Consider the following 22,725-nt stretch of genomic DNA (forward strand, 5'->3'; position numbering starts at 1 on the left):
GAAAGCACCGGTCTTGAAAACCGGCATACGTTAATAGCGTATCTAGGGTTCAAATCCCTATCTCTCCGCCACTTTTAAAAAAAACCGCTGTTCTTACAGCGGTTTTTTTGTATCTGCTGTTTTTTAACCGCTGTTATCGAAACTTCTAATTGATTTTTCTCTAGCTCTTTCTCCAAGTTTTTGCGTACCTACTTTGGGTTTAGTTTACGCAGTAATACCTTCAATCGAAGACATTTCCATACGTCTCATTTGGGCTTCAAATAGAGCTTTCTTAAGTCTCAACGTGGGATGCTTAAACGCATTTTGATAGAGTTCCAGTCTAAATACTGCGGATGCACTTGGAGAAAAAATGAAGCTACTTTACTGGTTAGATGAATGGCAAGCTCTTACTCAACAAGAACAAGAGATGGCTTTACCTATCTCTGGCTACGATTTACTTGATGATGTGTTTGTGAAGTATGAACTCGTCGATCTTAACAAGCCATTGTTGTTTACATTTTCTCCTTCCGGTACTGATGTGCAGGTACAAGATTTAACTCCGGATTTTTCTCCTTGGGGCTACGAGCTCGGAATACAACAACAAGTAAACATTATTGCCTTTCAACATTTAGGACAAAGTAATTGGTTCCGTAGTCGGAATTTGATTTTCTTTCTGGAGCAGCTATCTGAGTTGCTTCATCCCTTCAAATGTCGTTTGGGTTATGGGCAAAGTCGAGGTGGCTTTGCAATTGGCGCGTTCGCTAACTTGCTGAAACTAGAACATCTTTTGTTGTTTTATCCTGTTAGCACTAAAAATAAAGCGTTAGTGCCTTGGGATGATCGGCCGAGTACTGAGCTTGCTCAGCAGTTTGCTTGGGAAAGCGGCTACCATGATCGAGATTTGGGCAATGCCAAAGGTTATATTATTTATGACCCATCCAATCGCATTGATCGTCTTCATGCTGAACGTTATCCAGAGCTTACCCATTTAAAAGTCGTCGGTATGGGACACGGCACTCAATCCACACAATTAGATAAATTAGAATTTTTTAATCTGGTGGCGCAGGAGTTTGTTCGCCATCAAACCTTAGATATTGACCAATTTAATAAGCAAATTCACGCTTTGTTTTAAAAGAGGACTGATATCAGAGTCCCCTGTAACCAGGGGGAGATGATCACACACTAAAAACTAGATTTTTAACACAATTGCTAGGCGCAATTTAGATGGAGGATTAATGAAGTTACTGTACTGGTTGGATGAATGGCTGGCTCTTTCTCGTGAAGAACAGCAAACCAGGCTACCGATGTCCGGGGAGGACTTACTTGATGATGTATTTGTTAAGTATGAGTTTGTCGACCGCAATAAACCGTTGTTGTTCACCTTTTCCCCTGCTGGTACGAATCTACAAGTACAGGACTTACACTCAGACTTTGCGCCTTGGGGTTACCGCTTAGCCCAGAAACAAAAAGTAAATATTATTTCATTTCAGCATCTTGGGAAAAGTAACTGGTTTCGCAGCCGTAATTTGATTTTCTTTCTAGAGCAACTGTCGACTTTACTTGAGCCCTTTGAATGTCGTTTAGGCTATGGACTTAGCCGCGGTGGTTTTGCTATTGGTGCCTTTTCTAATCTATTAAAGTTGGATCAAGTATTGATGTTTCACCCGGTCAGCACAAAAAACAAAGTTTTGGTGCCATGGGATGATAGGCCAAGTACTGAACTTGCCCAACAATTTGATTGGGAAGGAAAGTATCACGACCTCGACCTTGGCGATGCAAAAGGCTATATCATTTATGATCCAACTAATGAAATCGACCGCCTTCACGCCAAACGCTACCCAGAGCTCACTCACTTAAGAGTCTTCGGGATGGGACATGGTACCCACGCGACGTATTTGAATAAATTCGGTTTTTATAAGCAAGTGGCCGTAGACTTTATACGTTATCAGAAGATAGATATAGCGCAGTTTCGTCATCAGACCAAAACGCTGCGCTTAAAAGAAGATTACTATCAGTGCCTTAACAAGGCGAATGCGAGCTCACAGCATCGTTTAAACTTACTGAGCACTGCTCATAATGTACTAATTGAAGAAAAGAAAGAACATGTGAAGGAGCATCAAGCGCAAATCGATATTCAGCCACTTGTTGATATTGCACTTAAGCATGAGTATGACAACCCGCAAGATGCGGTACAGCTTTTGGAAGTCGCTCAGCAGTTGGTTCCGAATGATCCCGTTGTGGAGCACAAGTTGCAGCAACTGTCGTAACGTTGAGATGTAATGCGGACGATATTGGTCGAAATAGGTCAGTGGCTTTTGTCGCTGACCTTTTTAATAGCTTATGGATTGATATTTCGATGAAATCTAATGAAGCAGTACAAAATAAAAAGCCCAAGCAAATGCTTGGGCTCCATAAATGTTAATGCGAGTTTTAAAACTCTTTTGGCGCAAAGCCTGTCATCACATCAAGGCGAAGTTCTTTACCAACTTTTGTTAATGGGTGAACGATTACTAAGCCGCGTACGCGTTTTTTCAGTTTGCCGATGTCCGCTTGTTCTGCTTTGGTGATTTCACGAGAGAAAGGCATATCAAGTAAGCTTTTACGTTCTTTGTTCAGCTCATAGTTTTGCTTGTGCTTTAACTGGTTAAGCTTTTTGGTAAGCTGTTCTACTTCATCCGTGAACTTTGTAATCATTTCGTGATCACCACGAGAACGTGCCGCATCAAGTTTACGTTGGCATGTATCTAAACGGTTGTGCAGCTTTTGAATATCAGTTTTTATGCTCATGGTAATTTGGCTCAAATTTTAAATAGTCGAGAAGTATAGCATAGCTGAGATCACACGCTCTACTATACTTCTCGATTGTCTGGCTTTAGTTAATCAGTTCATTGCCCGATACGTTACCAGAGAAAAAGGCTTCGACGTTATCAAGCGTCACAGAGGCAATATTATTAAGTGCTTCGTGAGTCAAGAATGCTTGGTGGCCAGTAAACAGCACGTTATGACAAGCCGATAAACGGCGGAAAACATCATCGACAATGACATCGTTAGATTTATCTTGGAAGAATAAGTCTTTTTCATTGTCATACACGTCTAGGCCAAGCGCACCAATCTTACCTTGTTTCAACGCTTCTATCGCCGCTAGTGAATCTAGCAACTCGCCTCGACTGGTGTTAATGATCATTACACCATCTTTCATTTGCGCGAAGGCTTTTTCGTTCAATAAGTGATAGTTTTCTTCACTCATTGGGCAATGGAGAGAGATAACATCCGCATTAGCGTAGATTTCTTCAAGCGAACAGTAACGGGCTCCCATTTCTAGCGCTAATGGGTTTTCGTAGGGGTCGTAGCAAAGCAGCTCCATGCCAAGCCCTTTGAAGATACGCATCGTCGCGATACCAATCTTACCCGTACCAATAACACCAACGGTTTTTCCGAAAAAGTTAAAGCCAACAAGACCTTCTAGCGAGAAGTTGGCGTCACGTGTCCGTTGGTAGGCCTTGTGAAGACGGCGGTTTAGGCACATCATTAAACCAACCGTGTGCTCTGCCACTGCCTCTGGTGAGTAAGCAGGAACTCGAACCACTTGTAAACCTAGTTCTTTGGCTGCTTGTTGATCAACTTTATCAAATCCCGCGCAGCGCATAGCAATAAGCTTGGTCCCGCCCAGAGAAAGCTGTTTAAGGACAGGAGCTGAAAGATCATCATTAACAAACGCACATACGACATCACTGCCGTGCGCCATCTTGGCTGTTTTTTCGGTTAGTCGGAAGTCGTGATAGTGAAATTCAAAATCGCGGTTATTTTTAATTTTATTAAAAGAGGCTTCGTCGTAGGATTTTGCACTAAAAAAAGCAATGTTAATCATGGTTCCCTCTCAAAAAGTACGGACTTTATAAATAAATATGCTTATAAAGTAATGCAACTTAGCCGCAATGAATAGAGAAATCTTCTTTTTGACTTTGTTGTATCAAATAACGATAAGAAGAACGCCTTTCAGCGAGTGCTATCTTACGGTTCCGCATTAGATACTGTTTGCTTTACGAGCATTAACTGACTAGCATTATCGCTCTTTTCTTGTTCACTTTATTAGCTTAGGCGTTACGACAATGTCAGTAAAATGGTTCTCTATGTTCTTGTGTTGTGTGTTTGCTTCGGGCACTCACGCAGCTGTTGACCTTGTTAAAGTCGACAAGTCTAAGCGTCGAATGTATTTGATGGAACAAGGAGCAGTGCTAAAAGAATACCGAATTGCTTTAGGAGCGAACCCGCAAGGACATAAACAAGAAGAGGGAGACAATCGCACGCCAGAGGGCGAATACACTCTAGATTATGTTATAGAGGACTCTGCTTTTTATCGTTCTGTGCATATCAGTTACCCTGATGCGATTGATACGTTGGAAGCGAAGCGCCGAGGTGTGTCCCCTGGAGGGAACATCAAAATTCATGGCTTAAAAAACGGTGAGAGTCAGTTGCCGATTTACATCCAAAGTTTTGATTGGACTAATGGGTGTATTGCGATTACCAACGAGGAGATGGACGAATTTATCCAGCTTGTCGAGATGGGGACACCAATTCAGATTGAGTGGTAATAAAAGGTCCCCTTTAATGTTCTGGCTCTTATAGGCTATGGCATAAAGCGCTGTGGATGATCACTAAAAATACCGTCTAACTGAGGCAGGTATTTCAGTTTATTTGGATTGTTCACCGTATAGCACATCACTTTGTAACCGGCTTGTTGGAGTTTGTTTATCTGGCGAGTGCGAACCCAGTTAATGTTTAGGTTGCAGCTATAGGCACTAACTTCTTCCAAAAGGCGTTTATCTTTTCTCGTAAAGAATTCACTTAACACACCCAATCGGTAGCCACTGCAGTATTTGTGCATCGCTCTAATGACGTCATGACTAAAGCTGGATAGGAGTACATTCTCTTGCGGCATTGGACTTTTTGCTAACGCATTGGCTAGAGTCTGCGCCACTTCTTCCGCTGGATGGTTGTCTACTTTAACTTCAATATTCAAGTTAAGCTTATTCTCAGTAGCTAAAGTGAGCAGTTCATCTAGTGTCAAGATCTTCTCGCCTGAAAAGTCTGTGCTAAACCAACTACCGAAATCTAATGCTTTTAACTCTTCCAGGGTGAGCTCATCAACACGCCCTTGTCCATTGCTGCATCGATTGACGGTATGATCATGGCAAACCACTAAAACATTATCTTTGGTAGGTTGTATATCCACTTCCACCCACTTCAACCCCAGGTCAATGGCTGCCTGAATGCTTATTTTTGTATTCTCAGGGTATGAACCTGCCACGCCACGGTGACCAATTAATAACGTTTCCATTCGCTTTATCTTTTGCTTTGCGGTTGCCAGATTGTACTCGTTTTTTCTATGAAGATATATCTAGGTGCATATTGTTAGGAACCTTTAGTAAAAGTGAACATTAAACTCTAATGGTACGTTGCTGCTTCTTGGACTGAGTCCTGTGGACTTAAAGCCTTAGAGTGTGTAGTTGTTTAATTGGTAAATGAGTAATAAAATGCGAACCATTTTTATTTGAATGGTGAGTGGTAATGTCACGAGTTTTGATAGTCGATGATGACGTTCCTTTGTGTGAGCTGTTAGAAGCGGTTTTGCAAGAGGAGGGCTACATCGTATCTTCTGTGCATTGCGGTGAAAGTGCGCTGCAATATATGGAAAAAACGCCTGTAGATCTTGTATTGCTTGATGTCATGTTACCAAACCTTAACGGCATGCAAGTTGCTCGTAGGATCTGTCAGCGCTTCGCGACACCTATTCTAATGCTTACCGCTCTCAACGATGAAAACTCGATGCTTGATGGTTACCAAGCGGGGGCCGATCAGTATATCGGAAAGCCTTTTAATGTCGCTGAGCTTCTAATGCGCATCAAAGCGATTCTTCGTCGTGTTGGCTTGGAACGTCAACGTCAGACGATGTGTAGTACCGTTCAAACGATCAGTGACCAGCTTAATAGCTTACCCCTCACAAGTACGGAAGCTGAACTATTGAGCTACTTGGTAAAAAACCAAGGAGTCGTGATTTCAAAAGCAGAGCTTCAAACTGAAGTGTTAAAGAAAGAGCTGAGTCCTTTTGATCGCAACCTTGATATGCACATCAGTAACATACGTCGCAAGTTAGTTGAGGCGGGGCTTTCCAAGCAACATATCAAAACCTTCCGTGGCAAAGGTTACAGTTATTTAGAGGCTGTAAACCGTTAATGAAGCTCCGGTGTCCACCTTTTATTGCAAAACGTAAAGACAGCTTAGCGTTCAAGTTATTTAGTTGCATGACCGCAATTGTCATTAGCATTTTGGTCGTGCAATCCTTAGCGGAACAAGCTTTGGTGAAAGCCATGTTGAAAGTGCCCGATAGTGTGCGAGAAGAAATGCTAGACCTTGCACATCAAGCTAACGTATTGATTGAGCACGGAGACATGGACGAACTTGCTGACTGGGCAAATGCGCAAAACTTTTATTTATTTGTGTTGAATGAACATCAGCAACCAGTTACGCACCGTCTGATGCATCCGCACTTCGAGTTCAAACTTCAATTTAAGAGAAGCATTGATGATCAACTTGAGGGGAAAGTGAATCGCCCCATCATCAATATTCCTTTAGTTCATGGCAATACTTTAGTGATTCAATTGCCACATCGACTGCACCCTGCAAATGACTTCATTCTGTATTTCTCTATTCTCAAAGTCGTGATTGCAGTGGTTATTTTGGCGCTCTTTTCGCTGCTAATGGCACGTAACTTACAGCAACCATTGGATCGATTGAGAGAAGCAAGCAAAAAGCTATCTAATGGCGATTTTAATGTCAGTGTCGTGAAAGAGCTGAAGTCGAGCACGCGTGAGTTTAACGAGTTAGCGCAAGACTTCGATCACATGACGCAACAGATTCATTCTCTCGCTGAAAAGCAGCGACTGCTTATAAGAGATGTCTCTCACGAATTGAGAACGCCGTTAGCGAGGCAGAACTTGGTTCTGCATCTTTTGCGAAAGCGTGTTGGAGAAAGTGAGCAAAGCCTAGTGACAAGGCTAGAAGATGAAGCAAAAGAGCTAAACCATTTGATCAGCGATATATTGGAGTTCAGTCGCTTGGAAAATGCGCGCTTCGACAAAGCCACGAAACGCTGTGATTTAGAAGTTTTGCTCTCCCCGCAAGTAGAACGTTGCAAAATAGATTTGAAGTCAGAACAGACGTTGTCTTTCCGCTCAGAAGCTGTATGTGCTAAAGCCATTTGTGAAGAAACGCTGGTCATTCGTTGTTTGAACAATCTTATTGGTAATGCCATTAAATATTCAGGACCAGCATCTCAGATAGAAGTTTCTCTGGAAAATTATGTCAAAGAAGGGCAGCAGTTCACCATCATGTCAGTATCTGATGATGGGCCTGGTATTCCAGATAACAAGCTGGTCGATATTTTTGATCCGTTTACACGCTTAGATGCTTCTAGAGATAAAAAGCTTGGTGGCTACGGTTTAGGTCTTGCGATTGTCAAAGAATCCATGCGTATTATGGGTGGAGCAGTTACGGCGAAAAACCGTGAGCAAGGTGGTCTGAGGGTTACTTTAGTGTTCAAGCAATAAGTATGATTAAGTCGTAATTTTTGTGATTAACATCACATTATCATGGCGCATCATCAGAGAGTACTTTACAAAAGTTTGCAAATGCAAAGAATGTAAATTTAATGCAAATGGTAATACTTATCACTTATATTCACCCGCGAAATAATTAAGAGGGAATCGCATTCAACAAGTATGTGACCCGAAAAATAATAATCGGAGTGAAAGGATATGTTTACTAAGAGCCATTTGGCGTTAGTGATCGGTGCAGTGTTAGCAACACCTGCAGTGGCGGAAGTTCAAACAGACGAACATGTAATTGTAGAAGGTCGAGAGTTCGGCTACAAGGCGGATACAAACAGTACAGCAATGCGCATGGAAATGACGCAGCTGGAAACGCCGGGACAAGTAGCGGTTATCGATGAAACGGTAATTGATGAGCAGCGTGCAAGTACACTTGGTGAAGTGCTACGTAACGATGCAAGTGTTAGCGCGGGTGGTACAAGCCGTAACCGCGAACGTTTCTCTCTACGTGGTTTTGAACTTAGCAGTTCAGACGGTTTTCTTCGTGATGGCCGTCAACACTGGTCACACTACCGTCAGCCAATTGAGCTTTTAGAGCGTGTTGAAGTGCTTAAAGGTCCATCAGGTCTGCTATACGGTAAATCTGAGCCGGGTGGCTTGGTAAACATGGTTTCGAAAAAACCAACAACTCAAACACAAGCAAGTTTGAGCCAAGATCTAGGTTCGAATGATCACTCACGCACTGTGCTTGATGTGAGCGGCGCGCTAAATGATGCAGAGACACTGCGAGCGCGCGCAATTTTTGCCAAAGAAAGCTACGGCTCTTGGCGCAGGTACGGTGATGGCACTGAGCCTAAAACAGATCGTACGGTAGCTGGCCTAGTGGTTGAGTACGATATCACAGACAACTTTATGGTATCGGCTCATTACGATCGCACGAAAGACGATGGTAGCGTGGACTCTGGCGCATACATTGTTGATGGCAAAGCGGTTCGCGGTGATAAGTACATTTGGGATGCGCAGTGGTCTGAAATTGATAACGAAGTAGAAAACTACGGTGTCGATATTAATGCGCAAGTCACGGATAACGTGAACGTAAAAGCAGGTTACAACCGCCAAGACTTTAAGCGTTTTGATGTAGAGTCTTACCCTAAGTTTGATCAGTATGAAGAGTTAAATACGATTAAGCATCGAGGCAACGATCGCTCCGATAATTGGGTATTTGATACTGCATATATAGATGTGACGACGGACTTTACTTTGTTCGGTACGGAAAACACGTTGTTAGTGGGCGCTAACTACTTAGATTACAGTTATGATCGCTTTATGGCATTTCATAATGAGGCGAGTATTGCGCCAGGAGAAACGGTGCCTAAGCCTAGCTATCGTAGTTCGAAGAAATCACCAACTGCTGAGTACGATACTTGGGGTATCTACGCGCAAAATATGATGACGATTAATGATTACTGGCAAGTGCTTGCAGGTGTTCGTTATGACGAAAAGCGTGATGATGAACTGACCGAAAACCAGGTTTCTCCAAAATTTGGTGTCATTTTCCACCCATCGACGAATGGCTCGGTTTACGTTCAGTATTCTGAAAGCTTCATGCCTCAAGGTGAAGTCAGCAACGGTAGTCGTACCTACATCAATGAAGGTGAGAAACTCGACGCTGAGCGTGGTATCTCTTATGAAATCGGTACGAAGTGGGAACTGTTTGATCAGCGTTTATTTGTATCTGGTGCTGTGTTTGATATCACGTTAGAGAACATCTCGCTGGATGTTGAAAGCGGCAAAGACGCGGGCGGCAATCTCCTACACAAGAAAACGCAAGGTGGTGAGCAAGTTCACAAAGGCGCTGAGTTAATGGCTCAAGGTTTTGTGACCCCAGAGTTGTCGCTAACCGCTTCTGCAATGTATTTGGATGCAGAGCTTAAGAAGGCAGAAAGATATGAAGGTAACCGCCCTGTAGACGTGCCAGAGTTCTCGGCAAGTCTATGGTCTAGCTACAAGGTTCAAGACAACACTAACTTAAACCTTGGTTTGATTTATGAAGGTGATCGCTACGGTGATGCACAGAACACCTTCAAGAAAGATGGCTACGCTCGCGTTGATATGGGCGTGTCATACAAACATAAGTACGATGAAAACTTGGATATTATTGCTCGATTCAATGTCGAGAATTTATTCGATACCGACTACTTCGCAGGTGGTGGTAGCACGAATGGCGAGCAAAAAGGTGCGAGTGGGGTTGTGGTTGGAGAAAGCCGCAACTACATGGCAACAATCCAGTTCAAGTACTGATAACAATTTGATTATTAAAGGGGAAGGGTAGTCTTCCCCTTTGGTCGTTTTTGGAACACAGAAATATAACTCGTATGAATCTAATGAAATCAAGTATCGCTCTGTTGATATCATCGGTTTTGATTCCCGCTCACGCGGCGAACTTAAACGATGCACAAGCTGTGCAGAGTAAAACAAACCAGTCGTCGGCGGTAAGCCAAAAACGTATTGATGCAAGCGCAGAAAAATCACTTACTCTAGAAGCTGAAATTGAGCAGCTGCAAGAGGAAGTCGGTAACTTGAAGATTTATCGCGATCATCTTGCAAGCCTTGTTGAAAGTCAAAATCAAGAAGTTGATAGCTTGAACGAGCAAATTGAGCAGATTGCTCAAACTCGTCAAGGTGTCGTGCCTTTGATGTATCACATGCTTGAGGGCTTAAAAGTGCTCGTCGCTAACGACAAGCCTATACGCAAAGCGCAACGTGAGGAGCGAATTGCAAAGCTGGATTCCATGATGACGCGTGCAGACGTTGCGGATGCAGAGAAGTTTCGTCGTATTTTAGAAGCGTACCAAATTGAAATGGATTACGGCACCAAGCTTGGCGTTTACCAAGGCAAGATTAACCTAGGTGACAATGAAGCTGTGGAGGCGGACATTCTCTATTTAGGGCGTTTGTCTTTGGTAGCGCGTAGCTTATCTGGTGACACATTTTGGAGCTGGTCACAGCAACAACAAGCATGGCAACAAGTGGGTTCTGAGCAAAAATCAGAGCTAGATAAAGCGTTCGCTATGGCGAATAAACAGATCGCGCCGAGTATGTTAACTCTGCCAGTGTCGTTAACCGCTGCGGAGGGCAAATAAATGATGAAAAAATGGTTATCGGTTGCACTAATCTCGACAGCCGCATTAATGCCTCATACAACTGTTGCTAGTGATGCGTTGTTACAAAAGGCGCAGCAAGAAAATCGTCAACAGCAATCGCACAATGTCACGCGTGAATCAGGTTTTAAGCAAACAGAGCAAGAGCTACAGGCTATAAAGAATAAATTGGCCGCAGAGCGAGCTGCTCTTCAAGCAGAAGCGGATTCATTAAGTGTTACTTTCGGTGAAAACGAAGCGGAACTGGCGCAGCTAGAAGAAAAGCTACGTCTAGAAACCGGGAGCTTAGGTGAGCTATTTGGCGTCGTTCGCCAGAACGCAAAAGAGCTAGAGTCAGAGCTCAAGAGCTCAGTAACGGGTGTAGATGCAAACTCATATCAGAAAGATATCGATGCTATTGTTGCGGCTAAATCACTGCCAACGTTGACCCAACTTCAGGCGATGTGGCGCAGCATGGAAGAACAAATCAAAGCAAGCGGTGAAATGGCAAACGTCTCTTTCACACTGCTAAATGGCGAAGGTCGTGAACAAACGGTTAATGGTGTTCGTCTTGGTTCTATGGCGCTGCTGGATGAGACTGGCTACGTTAAGTGGAATGGTCAACGCGGAGACGCGGTAAACTATCTTCGTCAGCCTGAGAACGGTCCAACAGCGAATACTATTTCCTCTGGTGACATTGATGCACTTGTCATTGATCCATCACGTGGCATTCTTCTTGAACAGCTTGCAAACTCACCGACTTTGGCTGATCGCCTAAATGCGGGTGGCGTTGTCGGTAAAATAATCCTTGGTTTATTGGCTATCGGCCTATTGATTGCGCTCGTACGTGGTGCATCACTGATGATTTCGCGCCAGAAAATCATGAAGCAACTGAAAACCCCAGCGCAGCCAGGAAACAACCCTTTGGGTCGCGTGCTTGCGGTATACCAGAAAGACAAGCATCGCAGCGTAGAAGCGTTAGAACTACGTCTTTTGGAAGCTGTTGTTGATGAGCAAACCCACCTAGAAAAAGGGTTGTCGATGCTTAAGCTTCTTGCTGCTCTAGCTCCTATGCTTGGCCTACTAGGCACGGTAACGGGTATGATCGAAACCTTCCAAGTCATCACTCAATTTGGTAATGGTGATCCGAAAGTAATGGCGGGTGGTATTTCAATGGCACTTGTGACTACCGTACTTGGCCTTGTTTCAGCCATGCCTTTGCTATTAGCGCACAACGTATTGAGCTCTCAAGCAGAAAATATTCGCAGTATCTTAGAAAAACAAGGCATCGGTTTAGTTGCAGAACAAGCTGAGCGTGATATGCCGAGTAACAAAAGTCACTCTAACACCTTAGCGGAGAACGCAGCGTAATGGAGCAGATCCTACTCAGCACATTGGGTTTGATCAGTGAGGATTGGGCCACAACATTGATGAGCTTTATGCAGCAAGGTGGTCAAATCCTATGGTGGCTGGCCGCCGTCGTGGCGGTGTGCTGGCTGTTGGTTATGGAGCGAGTTATTTATCTCACAACGGTTTTCCCTGGGGTAAAAAAACAGCTTTGTGAGCAGTGGCAAGCAAGATCAGAGCACCACTCTTGGTACGCGCATCAAATCCGTGAAGGATGGATTGCAAAAGCGCAAATCGAACTGCGCCAAAACCTATCGACTATTAAGCTACTTGTGGCGGTTTGCCCAATGCTAGGGTTGTTAGGGACGGTGACAGGCATGATTACGGTGTTTGACGTAATGGCATCGCAAGGCAGCAGCAATCCGAAATTGATGGCTTCTGGTATCTCACTTGCTACGCTGCCAACCATGGCAGGTATGGTAGCAGCGCTTGCGGGCATGTTTATTCATGCTCGCCTTAGCAAAGTGTGTGAACGAAAAGCTATCCAGTTAGAACAATCTTTAAGGAGTCAAAAGTGAGACTCGGACGCAGACCTAACCAACAAGATGAAGCTCAAGTCGATTTAACCTCGATGCTTGATATCGTCTTCATCATGTTGATCTTCTTCATTGTGACCAGTTCGTTTGTACGTGAATCCGGTGTAGAAGTGAATCGCCCTCAGGCTTCTAATGTAGTAAGTCAAAAAGACGCGGGCATTTTTATCGCAGTAACGGCAGCGAATGATGTGTACATCGACAAACGAGTGGTTGATATTGAGCGTGTTGAGGCCTCTATTGAGCATCTGTTACTTGATCAGCCTGATGCCTCGTTAGTTATCCAAGCTGACGAGCATGCTCACAATGGCACTGTCGTGAAAGTGATGGACGCTGCAAAGGCAGCAGGTGTGAAAAACATTGCTTTGGCGGCGGAGAAACCTTAATGGGCAGGCTGTTACTTGCACTACCAGCATCACTGTTAATTTCTGTGAGCTTGTTTAGCTTTATGGCGTGGATGGTTGATAAAGGCAACCAGCGTGCACCAGAAGCTTCAGAAGCCGTTCGTTTTGATATGGTGATGGTAGAGAATGAAGCAGACGTGCAGCGTCGTCAACGTTCAGTGCCGGAGCAACCAGAACCACCTCAAGCGCCGGAGCCAATGGATCTGTCTCAAGCTGACACTCAAATGGAACCAATGAGTCAGATGACGCCAGTCAGTGCTTTAGGTTTAAACACAGCCCTTGAAGGCATCGCGATTAGCGCCCCAAACTTGAAGGGAACAATGGGCAACCAGCAAGCACTGCCGTTGTATCGTGTTGATCCTCGCTATCCAAGTAAGGCGCTGAAACGTAGAGTGGAAGGTTATGTCATTATGCGTTTCACGATCGATGCAACTGGACGACCAAAAGATATTGAAGTGATCGAGGCTGAGCCCGAGCGCATGTTTGAAAGGGAAGCAATCCGTGCGCTTAAAAAATGGAAGTATCAGCCAAAAGTTGAGGATGGTGTGTCAATTGAGCAGTTCGGACAAACCGCTAAAGTGGAGTTCAAGTTAGCCAAATGATGAAAAAATTCTTAATCGGTACGGTATTAAGCCTGAGTGCACTCTCAACCATTGCCAGTGAGTTAAGCCAATACACCGCAGCGAGAGTTCAACGAGCACACAACTTGGCTCAGGAGGAGAAACTAAAAGAAGCGATTTCATCTCTTGAAGCTATGGAGCTTTCTCGTGGATATGACCAAGCTTATGTCGCTCGAATGTTGGGTATTTTTTACTGGCAGAACGAGCAAACTCAAGCGGCGATTAAGCAACTTGAGTTGGCAGTCAATAGTGGTTTGCTACAAGATGAGCAAGCATGGCAAACCCGAAAAATGTTGGCTGATATACTGCTGAACGAGCAACGTTTTTCTAAGGCTTTACCTCATTACTATGCCTTGAGCAAAAACATTCCTAAAGGTCAAAAAGCGCATGAACTATGGCTGCGTATTTCCCAATCTCATTATCAACTGAGTCAGTGGCAAAAAGTGCTTTCAGCAATGGCTCGTTATGAGAAGTTTGGTCAGCCAGACAAGCTTGGCGCGTTGTCGATAAAGCTTTCTGCTGAGCTAGAACTGAAAAAGTGGAAGCCGGCAATCTCGACCATCAAACGCTTAATCGTGATTGAACCTGAACGAATTGAATGGTGGCGTCAGCTTGTTGCTCTATACCTACGGGTTGATGACAACAAACGTGCCCTAGACTCTTTGGCGTTGGCAAAACTGAAAGGGTTACAACTTAGCCAAGATGACTTAAAGCTGCTGGCACAATTGTACGCGAAACGAGGTATTCCTGAGAGAGCTGCGTTGGTGATGAACGAGCTAGAGGATGTAAACTCGAATAGTAAGCTAAAAGCCCAGCAAGCAACGTATTGGCAAATGGCAAAAGAGTGGGAAGAGTCTATTGATAGCTGGCGTATTGCAGCTCAGCTAGATAGGCAGTATTACTGGAACTATTCTCAACTGTTGGTGCAAGAAGGCCATTATAAAGATGCCATTGCCGCGCTCGATAAGGTCAGAGGTCGTAAAGCGGATGTTGCACTTATCAAAACTCGCGCTTACTACAAACTTAAGCGGTTTGACGATGCGCTCGCTAATGCCAAAAGAGCGAATGAGATTAAGCCATCGAATCAGGCAAAAAGTTGGGTTAAGTATCTATCTCAGCTACGCAAAGTAGAATCGACGCAGGACTCATAGCGAACATTTTTATTAAATACCCGAGCTCAGTCTCGGGTATTTTTTTTGTCTAAAGTCATAAAGGCTATTTACTGCATGAGTTTTTCATAAAAGGCTAACGCATCAAATGGTCGGGAGAAAAAGGGGCTTTTCTCTATATATTCTTGATGTACTTTGCTCAGTGTTTCAAACTTTTCTATAGATGTAGGTTCGATATGAAAAGTAAGGCTTTCAGTCGATTCTACAAGCTTTAATGTTGAGGTTCTTGAAGCGTTATTTTTTGCTATTAATAAGTAATATGCTAGTTCTTGTTTCTCTTTTAAGACACAAGCTTCAAAAGCTTTTTCGCTTAAAAACGGCAGAACAGGAGTTAATGCTTCTATATGGTTCTTTGAATACTCTAGGGTTTTTTTGTCAGGCGTATTCTGTTTTGCCATAGACTCACACTGCTTTATCTTAGCACCATAATTATCAATAGATTGGCTTACATTTTTAAATAAACTGTCTTCAAATTTTGCATTTGCTAAAGCGACACTTGAGAAAAATGATAAGAGTATTATTACAGCGTTCTTGTTCATATTTTACATCCATCTGAGATCGCTTTCCAAAATCTATATTGCTTGCTATCGTGTACATGATCAAGTGCTTGGAAAGTGGCGATTTTTTCGATTTCTCTCAGCTTGATCTGATCTAAGGCACTATATGATTTGAAGTAATACTCCCAATTAGCTTGTGATATACTCCAAGCAGTTTGGCTTGCATCAGAAGAAATTCCTCTTCCTAATCCAATGCTAACATTTTTAGCGGTTTCCCATCCTGGTTTGGCGGGAATAGCAGTAATTGCTTTAGATAGGCCACTACTCGCTGTCCCCTTCAGGGAGTTTCCTCCAAAAATACTCCAAAGGTTACCCAAGCTAATAAATACTTTGGCCGATCTCTCTAATTCATGTAATTCATTTATTCTATCGATAGCTTTCAAACTCTTTTCATCAAATACAATACCGATGATCGCAGGACATTTATTCATGTTTTACACCGAAAGTAATTAGGTTAAAAAGAACATAGTAACCTACGTTTATATGAGATCTATGTCATTTTTGCGAATTGAGGAAGTGGTTTAACTTTTAGTTATTTTAATTGAGATGATTATTATCTAAAAGGTAGGCAACCTGTAACTCGCATTGGCCCAAATAGCTAAAACATGCGCAAGCCAAGCTGAATTGAAAAAGTAAACAATGTAAATTAAATGCCAATACGAATGATTATCACCTAAATTATGCCCCACATTTATTGGTGATGATTGTTTCTATGTTGCTTAAAAGCAAAGGTGTTCAAACTTGGGCTCGCCGCCTACATATCTATATTTCGATGGCTCTTCTCTTAGTTACGCTGTTTTTTGCAGTAACTGGTATTACCCTCAATCGCCCCGAATTGTTTGAACGCAGCGAACCTATCATTCAACAACATACTCTGACGGTTCCGCACTCAGTTTTATTCTCACATTCAGATACCTTTCAACCTAATCGTGAAGGGCTGGTGGCTTTCTTGACTAAAGAAACCGAGCTTCGCGGCACTCCCTCCGCACTAGATGTGTATACCGAAGTTGAGCAAGGTGAGTTGTTACTCGGAGAGCTTTCTATGGATTTTAAAGGCCCGGGTTATAACGCTACGGTCTTTATTGATATGACTACTGGTGCAGCAGACGTCGAAACGACGCACTACGGTATTGTTGCGCTGCTGAACGATCTACATAAAGGACGCAACAGTGGTGGGATTTGGAAGTGGTTTATCGACGTCACTGCGCTTTTGATGGTGTTTTTTGTTCTTACAGGCGTGTGCTTGTTACTGCCTAAGAAGAAGACGCTCAGAACGTCAATGCAATGGATGAGCTTTGGTACGTTACTGTCGCTCGTAATTTATTTTGTTGCTGTTCCATAACAGCTTTTTTAGAGAACACTTATGTTGAACACAGGAAGATTTTTCCGCCGTAATCACTTTTGTAAAGCCGCTTTGATCGCGGCTTTTACTCCTTTCTCTCTTTCCGCGGCGCCTCTACCAGATAACGCGAAGGTCGACTTCGAACTCGAACTTCCAAAGATAGATACCTCAATGTATGCACGCCCTTATGTGGCGGTTTGGGTTGAAAACGATCAGCGTAAACCGGTTAAAACCATCCAGTTATGGGTAGGGAAAGACGAATGGTTAAAAGATCTACGCAGCTGGTGGAGAAAAGCGGGTCGTTATGATCGTGAACTTGTTGATGCGGTGACTTCTGCAACACGTCCTGCTGGTCAATACCGCTTTGTCTGGGATGGAACCAATGACGCAGGGGAGCGTTTGGAACAAGGAAATTACACGTTGTACGTCGAGGTCGTTCGTGAACACGGTGGGCGAAACTACTTACGTCAAAAAATAACGCTAGCGGACAGTGACGTGCGCTATGAGCTTAAACCAACACAAGAGACGGGTGTCATCACCGTCAATTATCAAGTTAAGTGATTAAAGGACACAACAATGAAAACCAAAATGAAAGCAGTGGCATTGGCGAGTGTAATGGCAATGGGATTGGCTGTAACCACCACCGCACAAGCACATCCACGTTGGGTTCTGCCCTCTCACTTTACGGTTTCTAAAGAAGGCGGTGACTGGCTGACATTTGATGTTACTGCCTCTCACGGAACGTTTGTTTTTGATAAGCCTGCGGGTAGTGATCAGGCATTTGTGGTGATGCCGGATGGTCGCTCTGAGCGTCCTAACTTTGTTGTTCGTGGCAAGCGTCGCTCTATGTTTGATTTCTTTTTTACAGAAGAAGGCACGCACAAAGTCGCGATTAATAATCAGCCGAGCTACTACACACAATACAAAGCGGGCCGTCGTGATACGGTGAAATGGGCGCGAGCAAACAAAGCTGAGCGTGGTGACGTGCTTCCTGAGCAAGCGCGTGATGTGGTTACTCAACTAAGTTACACCCGAGCAGAAAGCTACATTACGGTTGGTATGCCAACGGACAAAGCGTTGGAGATTGAAGGCAAAATGCTGGAGATGAAACCGATCACGCATCCATCGGACATCATTGAAGGTGAGCCTGTGACTTTCCAGTTTTTCTTTAACGGAGAGCCACAAGAGGGCGTTACTGCTGAGATTACACGTGAAGGTACCATGTACCGAAACCATCAAGAACAAATCGATGTGGTGAGCGATAAAGATGGCAAAGTGATCTTCACGCCAGAAGTCGCCGGGCGCTACTTAATGAAAGCGAACTACAAAGGTGAATTAAAAGATAATCCATTGGCGGATAAAGCGAGTGCCAATGTTCACCTTACGTTTGAAACTCAACTTAACTAATCGAATTAGGCTCAGCAATTGCTGGGCCATTTTGGAATTATCATGAATAACACTTCTCTTCTAAAAGCGGTTTTGCTTTTTTCTGGATTTGCGTCCTTTCACGCTGCTGCACATTTTCCTCTGATGAGCTGTCACTTGGCGCAAGATAAAGTGATTTGTGAAGCGGGCTACTCGGATGGATCGACAGCGGTCGACTACGATGTCGAAATGTACGATTACGACGACAATCTGATCGCCAAAGAAAAAACAGATAAGCGTTCCATCGCAGAATTTACTCACCCTGAAACAGATTTCTATTTGGTATTTGATGCCGGACATGAAAGCCCGGTGGAAGTGGATATCGTTGAGCTGAAAGAGAAATGAGTGTACAGAAAGTTCGCCCTGATGATGGTAACCGAGAAGGAAAGTGGGTCGCACTGACAATCGCAGCAATTCTCAGTTCAGCAGCCATACTTATGCCCTACCATCAGGTCGCGACTGAAAAGCCAGACATGCAGTCTCATCAAGTGTTAATCACGGATTTACATCAAAATGAGTTGGGGTTGATCGCTGAGCTTAAGCTCGCTCATGAAGAGATTCGTGATTTGCAGTTAGATACCGGAACTTGGCCTGAGATCTCTGATATGGAGGTGCTTTGGATTGCTCCGTTCGTGAAAGACCAAAACTGGAAGCGTAAAGGTTCTCATCAGTGGCAACGAATTGATGACGGTGTCTACATTGGCGTGAAGACCAGTGCCCAAGGCTCTGCTTCCATGCTGTTGGATAGCCGCAGTTCTCAAGCTGATATTTGGTTTAATGATTCTAGCCGTTCGTTAAATGTGGAGGGACTAAGCGATCTAGCTAAACGCCACGATTTCGGGTGGAAACAAATCGTTCTGTCAGACTCTTCCTCTCATTCTCACGCCCATTAAGACAACATAATTGATAAGTACTATGATCAAACGCTCTCTTTTACGTCGTATTCTTACAGCCACCGCGTTATTGACGGTGTCTTCTACTGGCTTTGCTGCCGATAAACTCAGTATTGGTATTACGCTTCAACCTTATTACAGCTATGTTAAAGCCGTTGTTGGTGAGAAGGCGGACATCGTTCCTTTGGTTGATGCTGGTTTTAATCCTCACAACTATTTGCCACAACCTAATGATCTTAAGCGCTTAAATGAAATGGACGTAATAGTGATCAATGGTATTGGTCATGACGATTTTGCACTGAAAGTGATCAAGGCTTCTCAGCGTGATGATCTCGTGGTTATAGAAGCGAACAAAGAAGTGCCTTTATTGCCCGCTATGGGGCAGTCTGTTGGTCAAGGAGCAGTGAACCCTCACACCTTTGTCGGTCTATCAACAACCATTCAAAAGGTTTACACCATCGCGAGTGAGCTAAGCCAATTGGACCCAGACAATGCTACGTTCTATCGCCAAAATGCTCGTAAATACGCGAAAACATTTCGCCTGATGAAGCGTGATGCAATGTTGTCTCTTGGTGAGTTGGACACGGCTGGTATGAAGGTGGCGACAACCCACAATGCTTACGGATATATCCTTCAGGAGTTTGGTGTTGACGTTGCCGCTGTCATTGAGCCTGCTCATGGTGTAGAACCAAGTGCAAGTCAGCTACAGGAAACGATAGAGAAAATTCGTGAATCGGGCATTGATGTTCTGTTTTATGAGCTCAATATGCCGAATCGCTTTGTTGATACCATCGAAGAGGCGACCGGGGTGCAGCTTTATCGCTTTTCTCACATGACTCACGGTGAGTATGAGGCTGATAAAGTCGAGGTTGAGATGCGAGATAATGTGGAAACACTAATCGAAGCCATGAAATTTGTGGCGAGTAAGCGAGCAGGGGAAAAGGCGTGATGACTGGACCTTCCGTTTCCTTAAGTAACGTGGGCCTAAAATACGCCGACAATATCATTTTGCAGAACATCAGCGCCGAATTCGAGAACGCGAAATGTCACGTGATTATGGGACCGAACGGCGGTGGTAAAACCTCTTTGCTTCGTTCGGTACTTGGACTCACGCCATTTTCGGGAAACATAGCGCTCAATTGGCCAGAACCATCAGCTGCATCGGGGAAGATAGGGTATGTGCCACAAAAAGCGATGTTTGAAGCAAGCCTCCCGTTAACCGTGATGGATTTTGTACTGCTTAACCAAACTCGTATCCCTCTATTTTGGCGACGTAAAACGAAACAAACTCAACATGCCCTGGCCCAGCTGGATCGCGTGGGTATGGCAACGCGTAGCGACCGTCGTATGGGGCAACTCTCTGGCGGTGAGCAACAGCGTGTTTTGTTTGCGCAAGCTTTACTGGATGAGCCCAATTTATTGGTTTTAGACGAACCTACAACTGGCATGGATGAGCAAGGTGTTCGATATCTTGAAGGTTTGATTCATGAAGTTGTTGGAGAAGGCAAAACGGTGGTGGCAGTACATCATGACGTGACCGCCGTGCGCCGTTTAGATGCGCAGGTCCATGTCGTAAATCGTCAAATTGTGGCGTCAGGTCACCATTCAGATGTGCTAAGCCCTGATCGTATAGAAACATTATTCAAGCACTACACAGCAAAAGTGGAGGCTGCATAATGGATTGGTTGCGAGAGTTAGCGGTTAGCGGCGTTGAAGCTGGATGGTTAAGCGATAGCTTTTCTTATGCCTTCATGGTAAACGCAATTGTGGCAGCGCTGATATTAGGACCATTACTTGGTGGTCTTGGTACATTAGTCATCGCCAAGCGACTGGCTTTTTTCTCTGAAGCGGTTGGGCATGCTGCGCTTACCGGAATCGCGATTGGTGTGTTGCTCGGTGAGCCGCCAGAGAATCCGATCATCGGATTGTTTAGCTTTTGTATGATTTTTGCGCTGTTGCTTCACTTTGTTCGTAATCGTACGAATGTACCTTACGACACACTGGTTGGGGTTTTTCTTGCATTAGCGTTAGCGGTTGGTGCTGCGCTGTTAATGTACGTTGCTCGTAAGATCAACATTCACATGTTGGAGAACGTGTTGTTTGGCTCGATCTTGACTGTGACGGACAACGATATCCTTATTTTAGCGATCAGTTGTTTGATCATATTACTGCTTCTTATTCCAACGTTTAACCGCATTTTGCTAACTTGTATCAGCCCGGATATTGCACGTGTACGCGGCTTTAATACCAGCTTTTATGATTACTTATTTGTCATGATGATCACCTTGGTCACCATCGCCGCGGTAAAGATTATTGGCGCGGTATTGGTTGGTGCATTGCTACTGATTCCTGGTGCAACGGCTAGGTTATTGACTAAACGCATGGGCAGTTTTGTTCTCCTTTCTTCTTTATTGGCAACCATTGCGTGTTTAATAGGAACCATACTGCCGATGGAGCTTGAGCTACCAGTGCCATCAGGCGCATCCATCATCATTGTTTCTGCGGCATTTTTCCTAACAGCAACGGTTTACCGAATTATCCAAAAAGCGTAACCCTTTTTATAAAGTAATGAACATGAAGATAAAAAAATTAGCGATAACTTTTGGTTTGGTTATAGCGACAACACTTCCATCGTTGGCAAGCGCCAAAGACATTTTAACCAGCACTCCCGTCACGTACATGTTGTCTGAGCAACTCATGAAAGGTACAGGGATAGAGACTCAGTATCTGCCTCCAAAGCGTTACGGCGTTGAGCGTCTTGAGAACTGGTTCGCAAATAAAGGTACAGAGCAAGTTAAGCAAGCGGGTCAAGCCGCGACGGTTGCTGTTACTCTTGGTGCGATTTGGAAACAAGACCCGACTTATGTTTACGCTCGACAGGGCAACATTCACTTGATTGAAATCGATGCATCGCAGGCCATTTCTCCTAGAGCTCAAGGAGTTGCAGTACTGACATTGGAAAACGGGTCAACATCGAAGTACGCATGGCTGAACCCTACAAACTTAATCCGAATGGCGGGCATTGTTGGAGAGGATCTACAACGTGTATATCCTGAACACCAAAAGGCTATTCAAACGAATCAACAGGCTCTTATGCTCAATGTGCGTGAACTGATCAACCAACAACAGGCAGAGATCTTCGATAAAGGCATCGATTCAGTGGTACTGATGAGTGAGTCATTAGAGGACTTTGCCTCTGGCAACCAATTGTTTGTGGTTGGGCGCGAATTTAAGCCGGAACTCGAGTGGACAGAAGAAGACAAATTATCTTTAAAAGCTCAGTTTGAACAAGATAAAACGCTATGGTTAGTGACGGATAAACGACCGTCGAAAACCTTGACATCGCTTATTAAACCGAGCCGCATACTGCAAATTGATGTTATTGACCGCTGGGGCAGTAAGGGTATCAAAACTGAGAAGCCACTCGCACGTTGGGAGATGTGACACGTAAAAAGCCACAGATTTTATGATGGGGAATGAAAAGTTCCCTATTTTTTTGTGACTCAGTTCAAAATGTGAGCATTAATACCACTGGTTGCATAAGAAAGTGTTTGTTTCATTTCTATTTCATTACTACTTTGTTATGTGTTCGTTGCGATTGATTCGGATTTAATCTGTTTCTAAGCGAACCGGTACAAACAACTATACG

The 22,725-nt window shown here is 44.0% G+C and carries 26 protein-coding genes; 21 read left to right on the forward strand and 5 right to left on the reverse strand.

Annotation, left to right across the window (positions count from 1 at the left end):
* Positions 1-349 precede the first annotated feature (349 nt).
* Together R7Q41_RS14250 and R7Q41_RS14255 are read left to right on the forward strand one after the other, a co-directional pair.
* Positions 350-1,111, forward strand: a complete 762-nt coding sequence (locus tag R7Q41_RS14250) for a hypothetical protein (protein ID WP_005374276.1) — start codon at positions 350-352, stop codon at positions 1,109-1,111.
* 103 nt (positions 1,112-1,214) lie between these two features.
* A complete protein-coding gene (locus R7Q41_RS14255; RefSeq protein ID WP_005374275.1) occupies positions 1,215-2,246 on the forward strand; it encodes a hypothetical protein in 1,032 nt (343 codons plus the stop codon).
* A gap of 163 nt (positions 2,247-2,409) precedes the next feature.
* Here R7Q41_RS14255 and R7Q41_RS14260 read toward each other — a convergent pair whose 3' ends face one another.
* Positions 2,410-2,766, reverse strand: coding sequence for a YibL family ribosome-associated protein (locus tag R7Q41_RS14260; RefSeq protein WP_005374274.1), 357 nt, complete (start codon positions 2,764-2,766; stop codon positions 2,410-2,412).
* 85 nt (positions 2,767-2,851) lie between these two features.
* Positions 2,852-3,847: a 2-hydroxyacid dehydrogenase gene (locus R7Q41_RS14265; RefSeq protein ID WP_033906222.1), complete on the reverse strand. Its 996-nt coding sequence runs from the start codon at positions 3,845-3,847 to the stop codon at positions 2,852-2,854.
* A gap of 241 nt (positions 3,848-4,088) precedes the next feature.
* On the opposite strand from R7Q41_RS14265, the gene R7Q41_RS14270 reads away from it, so the two are divergent.
* Positions 4,089-4,571 carry a L,D-transpeptidase family protein gene (locus R7Q41_RS14270; RefSeq protein WP_005374271.1) on the forward strand — a complete coding sequence of 161 codons (483 nt, stop codon included), beginning with the start codon at positions 4,089-4,091 and terminating at the stop codon, positions 4,569-4,571.
* A 35-nt stretch (positions 4,572-4,606) separates the two neighbouring features.
* Here R7Q41_RS14270 and R7Q41_RS14275 read toward each other — a convergent pair whose 3' ends face one another.
* Positions 4,607-5,317, reverse strand: coding sequence for a glycerophosphodiester phosphodiesterase family protein (locus tag R7Q41_RS14275; protein WP_047102843.1), 711 nt, complete (start codon positions 5,315-5,317; stop codon positions 4,607-4,609).
* Positions 5,318-5,547: 230 nt separating this feature from the next.
* Between R7Q41_RS14275 and R7Q41_RS14280 the strand changes: the two genes are divergently transcribed.
* The 9 genes from R7Q41_RS14280 to R7Q41_RS14320 all read left to right on the forward strand — a co-directional run bounded on the left by R7Q41_RS14280 (position 5,548) and on the right by R7Q41_RS14320 (position 14,841).
* Positions 5,548-6,213, forward strand: coding sequence for a response regulator transcription factor (locus tag R7Q41_RS14280; protein WP_005386018.1), 666 nt, complete (start codon positions 5,548-5,550; stop codon positions 6,211-6,213).
* Entirely contained in the window at positions 6,213-7,586 is a 1,374-nt protein-coding gene (locus tag R7Q41_RS14285) for a sensor histidine kinase (RefSeq protein ID WP_033906224.1), read from the forward strand. The genes R7Q41_RS14280 and R7Q41_RS14285 overlap by 1 nt, the downstream gene beginning before the upstream one ends.
* 207 nt (positions 7,587-7,793) lie before the next feature.
* Positions 7,794-9,887, forward strand: coding sequence for a TonB-dependent siderophore receptor (locus tag R7Q41_RS14290; RefSeq protein ID WP_033906225.1), 2,094 nt, complete (start codon positions 7,794-7,796; stop codon positions 9,885-9,887).
* 74 nt (positions 9,888-9,961) lie between these two features.
* Positions 9,962-10,729 carry a DUF3450 domain-containing protein gene (locus tag R7Q41_RS14295; RefSeq protein ID WP_005374260.1) on the forward strand — a complete coding sequence of 256 codons (768 nt, stop codon included), beginning with the start codon at positions 9,962-9,964 and terminating at the stop codon, positions 10,727-10,729.
* On the forward strand, positions 10,730-12,097 hold the full coding sequence (locus R7Q41_RS14300; protein ID WP_054574484.1) for a MotA/TolQ/ExbB proton channel family protein: 1,368 nt from the start codon (positions 10,730-10,732) through the stop codon (positions 12,095-12,097).
* The gene (locus R7Q41_RS14305) at positions 12,097-12,651 is read left to right on the forward strand and encodes a MotA/TolQ/ExbB proton channel family protein (RefSeq protein WP_017635540.1); all 555 of its coding nucleotides are present in this window, start codon (positions 12,097-12,099) and stop codon (positions 12,649-12,651) included. Before R7Q41_RS14300 ends, R7Q41_RS14305 begins: the two co-directional genes overlap by 1 nt.
* Positions 12,648-13,052 (forward strand): biopolymer transporter ExbD, encoded by a 405-nt coding sequence (locus R7Q41_RS14310; protein ID WP_318144542.1) that lies wholly within the window; start codon positions 12,648-12,650, stop codon positions 13,050-13,052. The genes R7Q41_RS14305 and R7Q41_RS14310 overlap by 4 nt, the downstream gene beginning before the upstream one ends.
* On the forward strand, positions 13,052-13,672 hold the full coding sequence (locus R7Q41_RS14315) for an energy transducer TonB (protein WP_005374256.1): 621 nt from the start codon (positions 13,052-13,054) through the stop codon (positions 13,670-13,672). The genes R7Q41_RS14310 and R7Q41_RS14315 overlap by 1 nt, the downstream gene beginning before the upstream one ends.
* On the forward strand, positions 13,669-14,841 hold the full coding sequence (locus tag R7Q41_RS14320; RefSeq protein ID WP_033906228.1) for a tetratricopeptide repeat protein: 1,173 nt from the start codon (positions 13,669-13,671) through the stop codon (positions 14,839-14,841). Before R7Q41_RS14315 ends, R7Q41_RS14320 begins: the two co-directional genes overlap by 4 nt.
* Before the next feature lie 68 nt (positions 14,842-14,909).
* Here the strand turns inward: R7Q41_RS14320 and R7Q41_RS14325 are convergent, their stop codons facing one another.
* Together R7Q41_RS14325 and R7Q41_RS14330 are read right to left on the reverse strand one after the other, a co-directional pair.
* Positions 14,910-15,398 carry a hypothetical protein gene (locus R7Q41_RS14325; RefSeq protein ID WP_064354474.1) on the reverse strand — a complete coding sequence of 163 codons (489 nt, stop codon included), beginning with the start codon at positions 15,396-15,398 and terminating at the stop codon, positions 14,910-14,912.
* Entirely contained in the window at positions 15,395-15,847 is a 453-nt protein-coding gene (locus R7Q41_RS14330; protein WP_033906230.1) for a hypothetical protein, read from the reverse strand. Before R7Q41_RS14330 ends, R7Q41_RS14325 begins: the two co-directional genes overlap by 4 nt.
* A 281-nt stretch (positions 15,848-16,128) precedes the next feature.
* Between R7Q41_RS14330 and R7Q41_RS14335 the strand changes: the two genes are divergently transcribed.
* From R7Q41_RS14335 to R7Q41_RS14375, 9 genes are read left to right on the forward strand one after another with little or no spacing between them, the layout of a single operon-like run.
* Positions 16,129-16,758 carry a PepSY-associated TM helix domain-containing protein gene (locus R7Q41_RS14335; RefSeq protein ID WP_005374254.1) on the forward strand — a complete coding sequence of 210 codons (630 nt, stop codon included), beginning with the start codon at positions 16,129-16,131 and terminating at the stop codon, positions 16,756-16,758.
* Positions 16,759-16,779: 21 nt separating this feature from the next.
* A complete protein-coding gene (locus tag R7Q41_RS14340) occupies positions 16,780-17,319 on the forward strand; it encodes a DUF2271 domain-containing protein (protein WP_017635538.1) in 540 nt (179 codons plus the stop codon).
* 15 nt (positions 17,320-17,334) lie between these two features.
* Complete coding sequence (locus R7Q41_RS14345; protein WP_005374252.1) at positions 17,335-18,165, forward strand: DUF4198 domain-containing protein; 831 nt, start codon at positions 17,335-17,337, stop codon at positions 18,163-18,165.
* Positions 18,166-18,207: 42 nt separating this feature from the next.
* Complete coding sequence (locus R7Q41_RS14350; RefSeq protein ID WP_005374251.1) at positions 18,208-18,528, forward strand: hypothetical protein; 321 nt, start codon at positions 18,208-18,210, stop codon at positions 18,526-18,528.
* Positions 18,525-19,076: a DUF6162 family protein gene (locus R7Q41_RS14355; protein ID WP_005374250.1), complete on the forward strand. Its 552-nt coding sequence runs from the start codon at positions 18,525-18,527 to the stop codon at positions 19,074-19,076. Before R7Q41_RS14350 ends, R7Q41_RS14355 begins: the two co-directional genes overlap by 4 nt.
* A 22-nt stretch (positions 19,077-19,098) precedes the next feature.
* Complete coding sequence (locus R7Q41_RS14360; protein WP_005374249.1) at positions 19,099-20,025, forward strand: metal ABC transporter solute-binding protein, Zn/Mn family; 927 nt, start codon at positions 19,099-19,101, stop codon at positions 20,023-20,025.
* Entirely contained in the window at positions 20,025-20,753 is a 729-nt protein-coding gene (locus R7Q41_RS14365; RefSeq protein ID WP_005374248.1) for a metal ABC transporter ATP-binding protein, read from the forward strand. Before R7Q41_RS14360 ends, R7Q41_RS14365 begins: the two co-directional genes overlap by 1 nt.
* A complete protein-coding gene (locus R7Q41_RS14370; RefSeq protein WP_005374244.1) occupies positions 20,753-21,628 on the forward strand; it encodes a metal ABC transporter permease in 876 nt (291 codons plus the stop codon). The genes R7Q41_RS14365 and R7Q41_RS14370 overlap by 1 nt, the downstream gene beginning before the upstream one ends.
* A gap of 22 nt (positions 21,629-21,650) precedes the next feature.
* Positions 21,651-22,520 carry a metal ABC transporter solute-binding protein, Zn/Mn family gene (locus R7Q41_RS14375; protein WP_053307119.1) on the forward strand — a complete coding sequence of 290 codons (870 nt, stop codon included), beginning with the start codon at positions 21,651-21,653 and terminating at the stop codon, positions 22,518-22,520.
* Positions 22,521-22,725: the final 205 nt, after the last annotated feature.

Origin of the sequence: Vibrio sp. 2096 (genome assembly GCF_033339595.1) — a bacterium.
In the GTDB taxonomy this organism is placed as follows: domain Bacteria; phylum Pseudomonadota; class Gammaproteobacteria; order Enterobacterales; family Vibrionaceae; genus Vibrio; species Vibrio alginolyticus.

Bases quoted from the DNA above. Each gene is read 5' to 3' on its own strand.
- R7Q41_RS14335 (WP_005374254.1), top strand. From the start codon at position 16,129: ATGTTGCTTAAAAGCAAAGGTGTTCAAACTTGGGCTCGCCGCCTACAT.
- R7Q41_RS14305 (WP_017635540.1), top strand. From the start codon at position 12,097: ATGGAGCAGATCCTACTCAGCACATTGGGTTTGATCAGTGAGGATTGG.
- R7Q41_RS14360 (WP_005374249.1), top strand. From the start codon at position 19,099: ATGATCAAACGCTCTCTTTTACGTCGTATTCTTACAGCCACCGCGTTA.
- R7Q41_RS14255 (WP_005374275.1), top strand. From the start codon at position 1,215: ATGAAGTTACTGTACTGGTTGGATGAATGGCTGGCTCTTTCTCGTGAA.
- R7Q41_RS14270 (WP_005374271.1), top strand. From the start codon at position 4,089: ATGTCAGTAAAATGGTTCTCTATGTTCTTGTGTTGTGTGTTTGCTTCG.
- R7Q41_RS14330 (WP_033906230.1), bottom strand. From the start codon at position 15,847: ATGAATAAATGTCCTGCGATCATCGGTATTGTATTTGATGAAAAGAGT.
- R7Q41_RS14355 (WP_005374250.1), top strand. From the start codon at position 18,525: ATGAGTGTACAGAAAGTTCGCCCTGATGATGGTAACCGAGAAGGAAAG.
- R7Q41_RS14285 (WP_033906224.1), top strand. From the start codon at position 6,213: ATGAAGCTCCGGTGTCCACCTTTTATTGCAAAACGTAAAGACAGCTTA.
- R7Q41_RS14290 (WP_033906225.1), top strand. From the start codon at position 7,794: ATGTTTACTAAGAGCCATTTGGCGTTAGTGATCGGTGCAGTGTTAGCA.
- R7Q41_RS14370 (WP_005374244.1), top strand. From the start codon at position 20,753: ATGGATTGGTTGCGAGAGTTAGCGGTTAGCGGCGTTGAAGCTGGATGG.
- R7Q41_RS14375 (WP_053307119.1), top strand. From the start codon at position 21,651: ATGAAGATAAAAAAATTAGCGATAACTTTTGGTTTGGTTATAGCGACA.
- R7Q41_RS14295 (WP_005374260.1), top strand. From the start codon at position 9,962: ATGAATCTAATGAAATCAAGTATCGCTCTGTTGATATCATCGGTTTTG.
- R7Q41_RS14315 (WP_005374256.1), top strand. From the start codon at position 13,052: ATGGGCAGGCTGTTACTTGCACTACCAGCATCACTGTTAATTTCTGTG.
- R7Q41_RS14275 (WP_047102843.1), bottom strand. From the start codon at position 5,317: ATGGAAACGTTATTAATTGGTCACCGTGGCGTGGCAGGTTCATACCCT.
- R7Q41_RS14250 (WP_005374276.1), top strand. From the start codon at position 350: ATGAAGCTACTTTACTGGTTAGATGAATGGCAAGCTCTTACTCAACAA.
- R7Q41_RS14340 (WP_017635538.1), top strand. From the start codon at position 16,780: ATGTTGAACACAGGAAGATTTTTCCGCCGTAATCACTTTTGTAAAGCC.
- R7Q41_RS14280 (WP_005386018.1), top strand. From the start codon at position 5,548: ATGTCACGAGTTTTGATAGTCGATGATGACGTTCCTTTGTGTGAGCTG.
- R7Q41_RS14365 (WP_005374248.1), top strand. From the start codon at position 20,025: ATGACTGGACCTTCCGTTTCCTTAAGTAACGTGGGCCTAAAATACGCC.
- R7Q41_RS14265 (WP_033906222.1), bottom strand. From the start codon at position 3,847: ATGATTAACATTGCTTTTTTTAGTGCAAAATCCTACGACGAAGCCTCT.
- R7Q41_RS14345 (WP_005374252.1), top strand. From the start codon at position 17,335: ATGAAAACCAAAATGAAAGCAGTGGCATTGGCGAGTGTAATGGCAATG.
- R7Q41_RS14350 (WP_005374251.1), top strand. From the start codon at position 18,208: ATGAATAACACTTCTCTTCTAAAAGCGGTTTTGCTTTTTTCTGGATTT.
- R7Q41_RS14320 (WP_033906228.1), top strand. From the start codon at position 13,669: ATGATGAAAAAATTCTTAATCGGTACGGTATTAAGCCTGAGTGCACTC.
- R7Q41_RS14300 (WP_054574484.1), top strand. From the start codon at position 10,730: ATGATGAAAAAATGGTTATCGGTTGCACTAATCTCGACAGCCGCATTA.
- R7Q41_RS14325 (WP_064354474.1), bottom strand. From the start codon at position 15,398: ATGAACAAGAACGCTGTAATAATACTCTTATCATTTTTCTCAAGTGTC.
- R7Q41_RS14260 (WP_005374274.1), bottom strand. From the start codon at position 2,766: ATGAGCATAAAAACTGATATTCAAAAGCTGCACAACCGTTTAGATACA.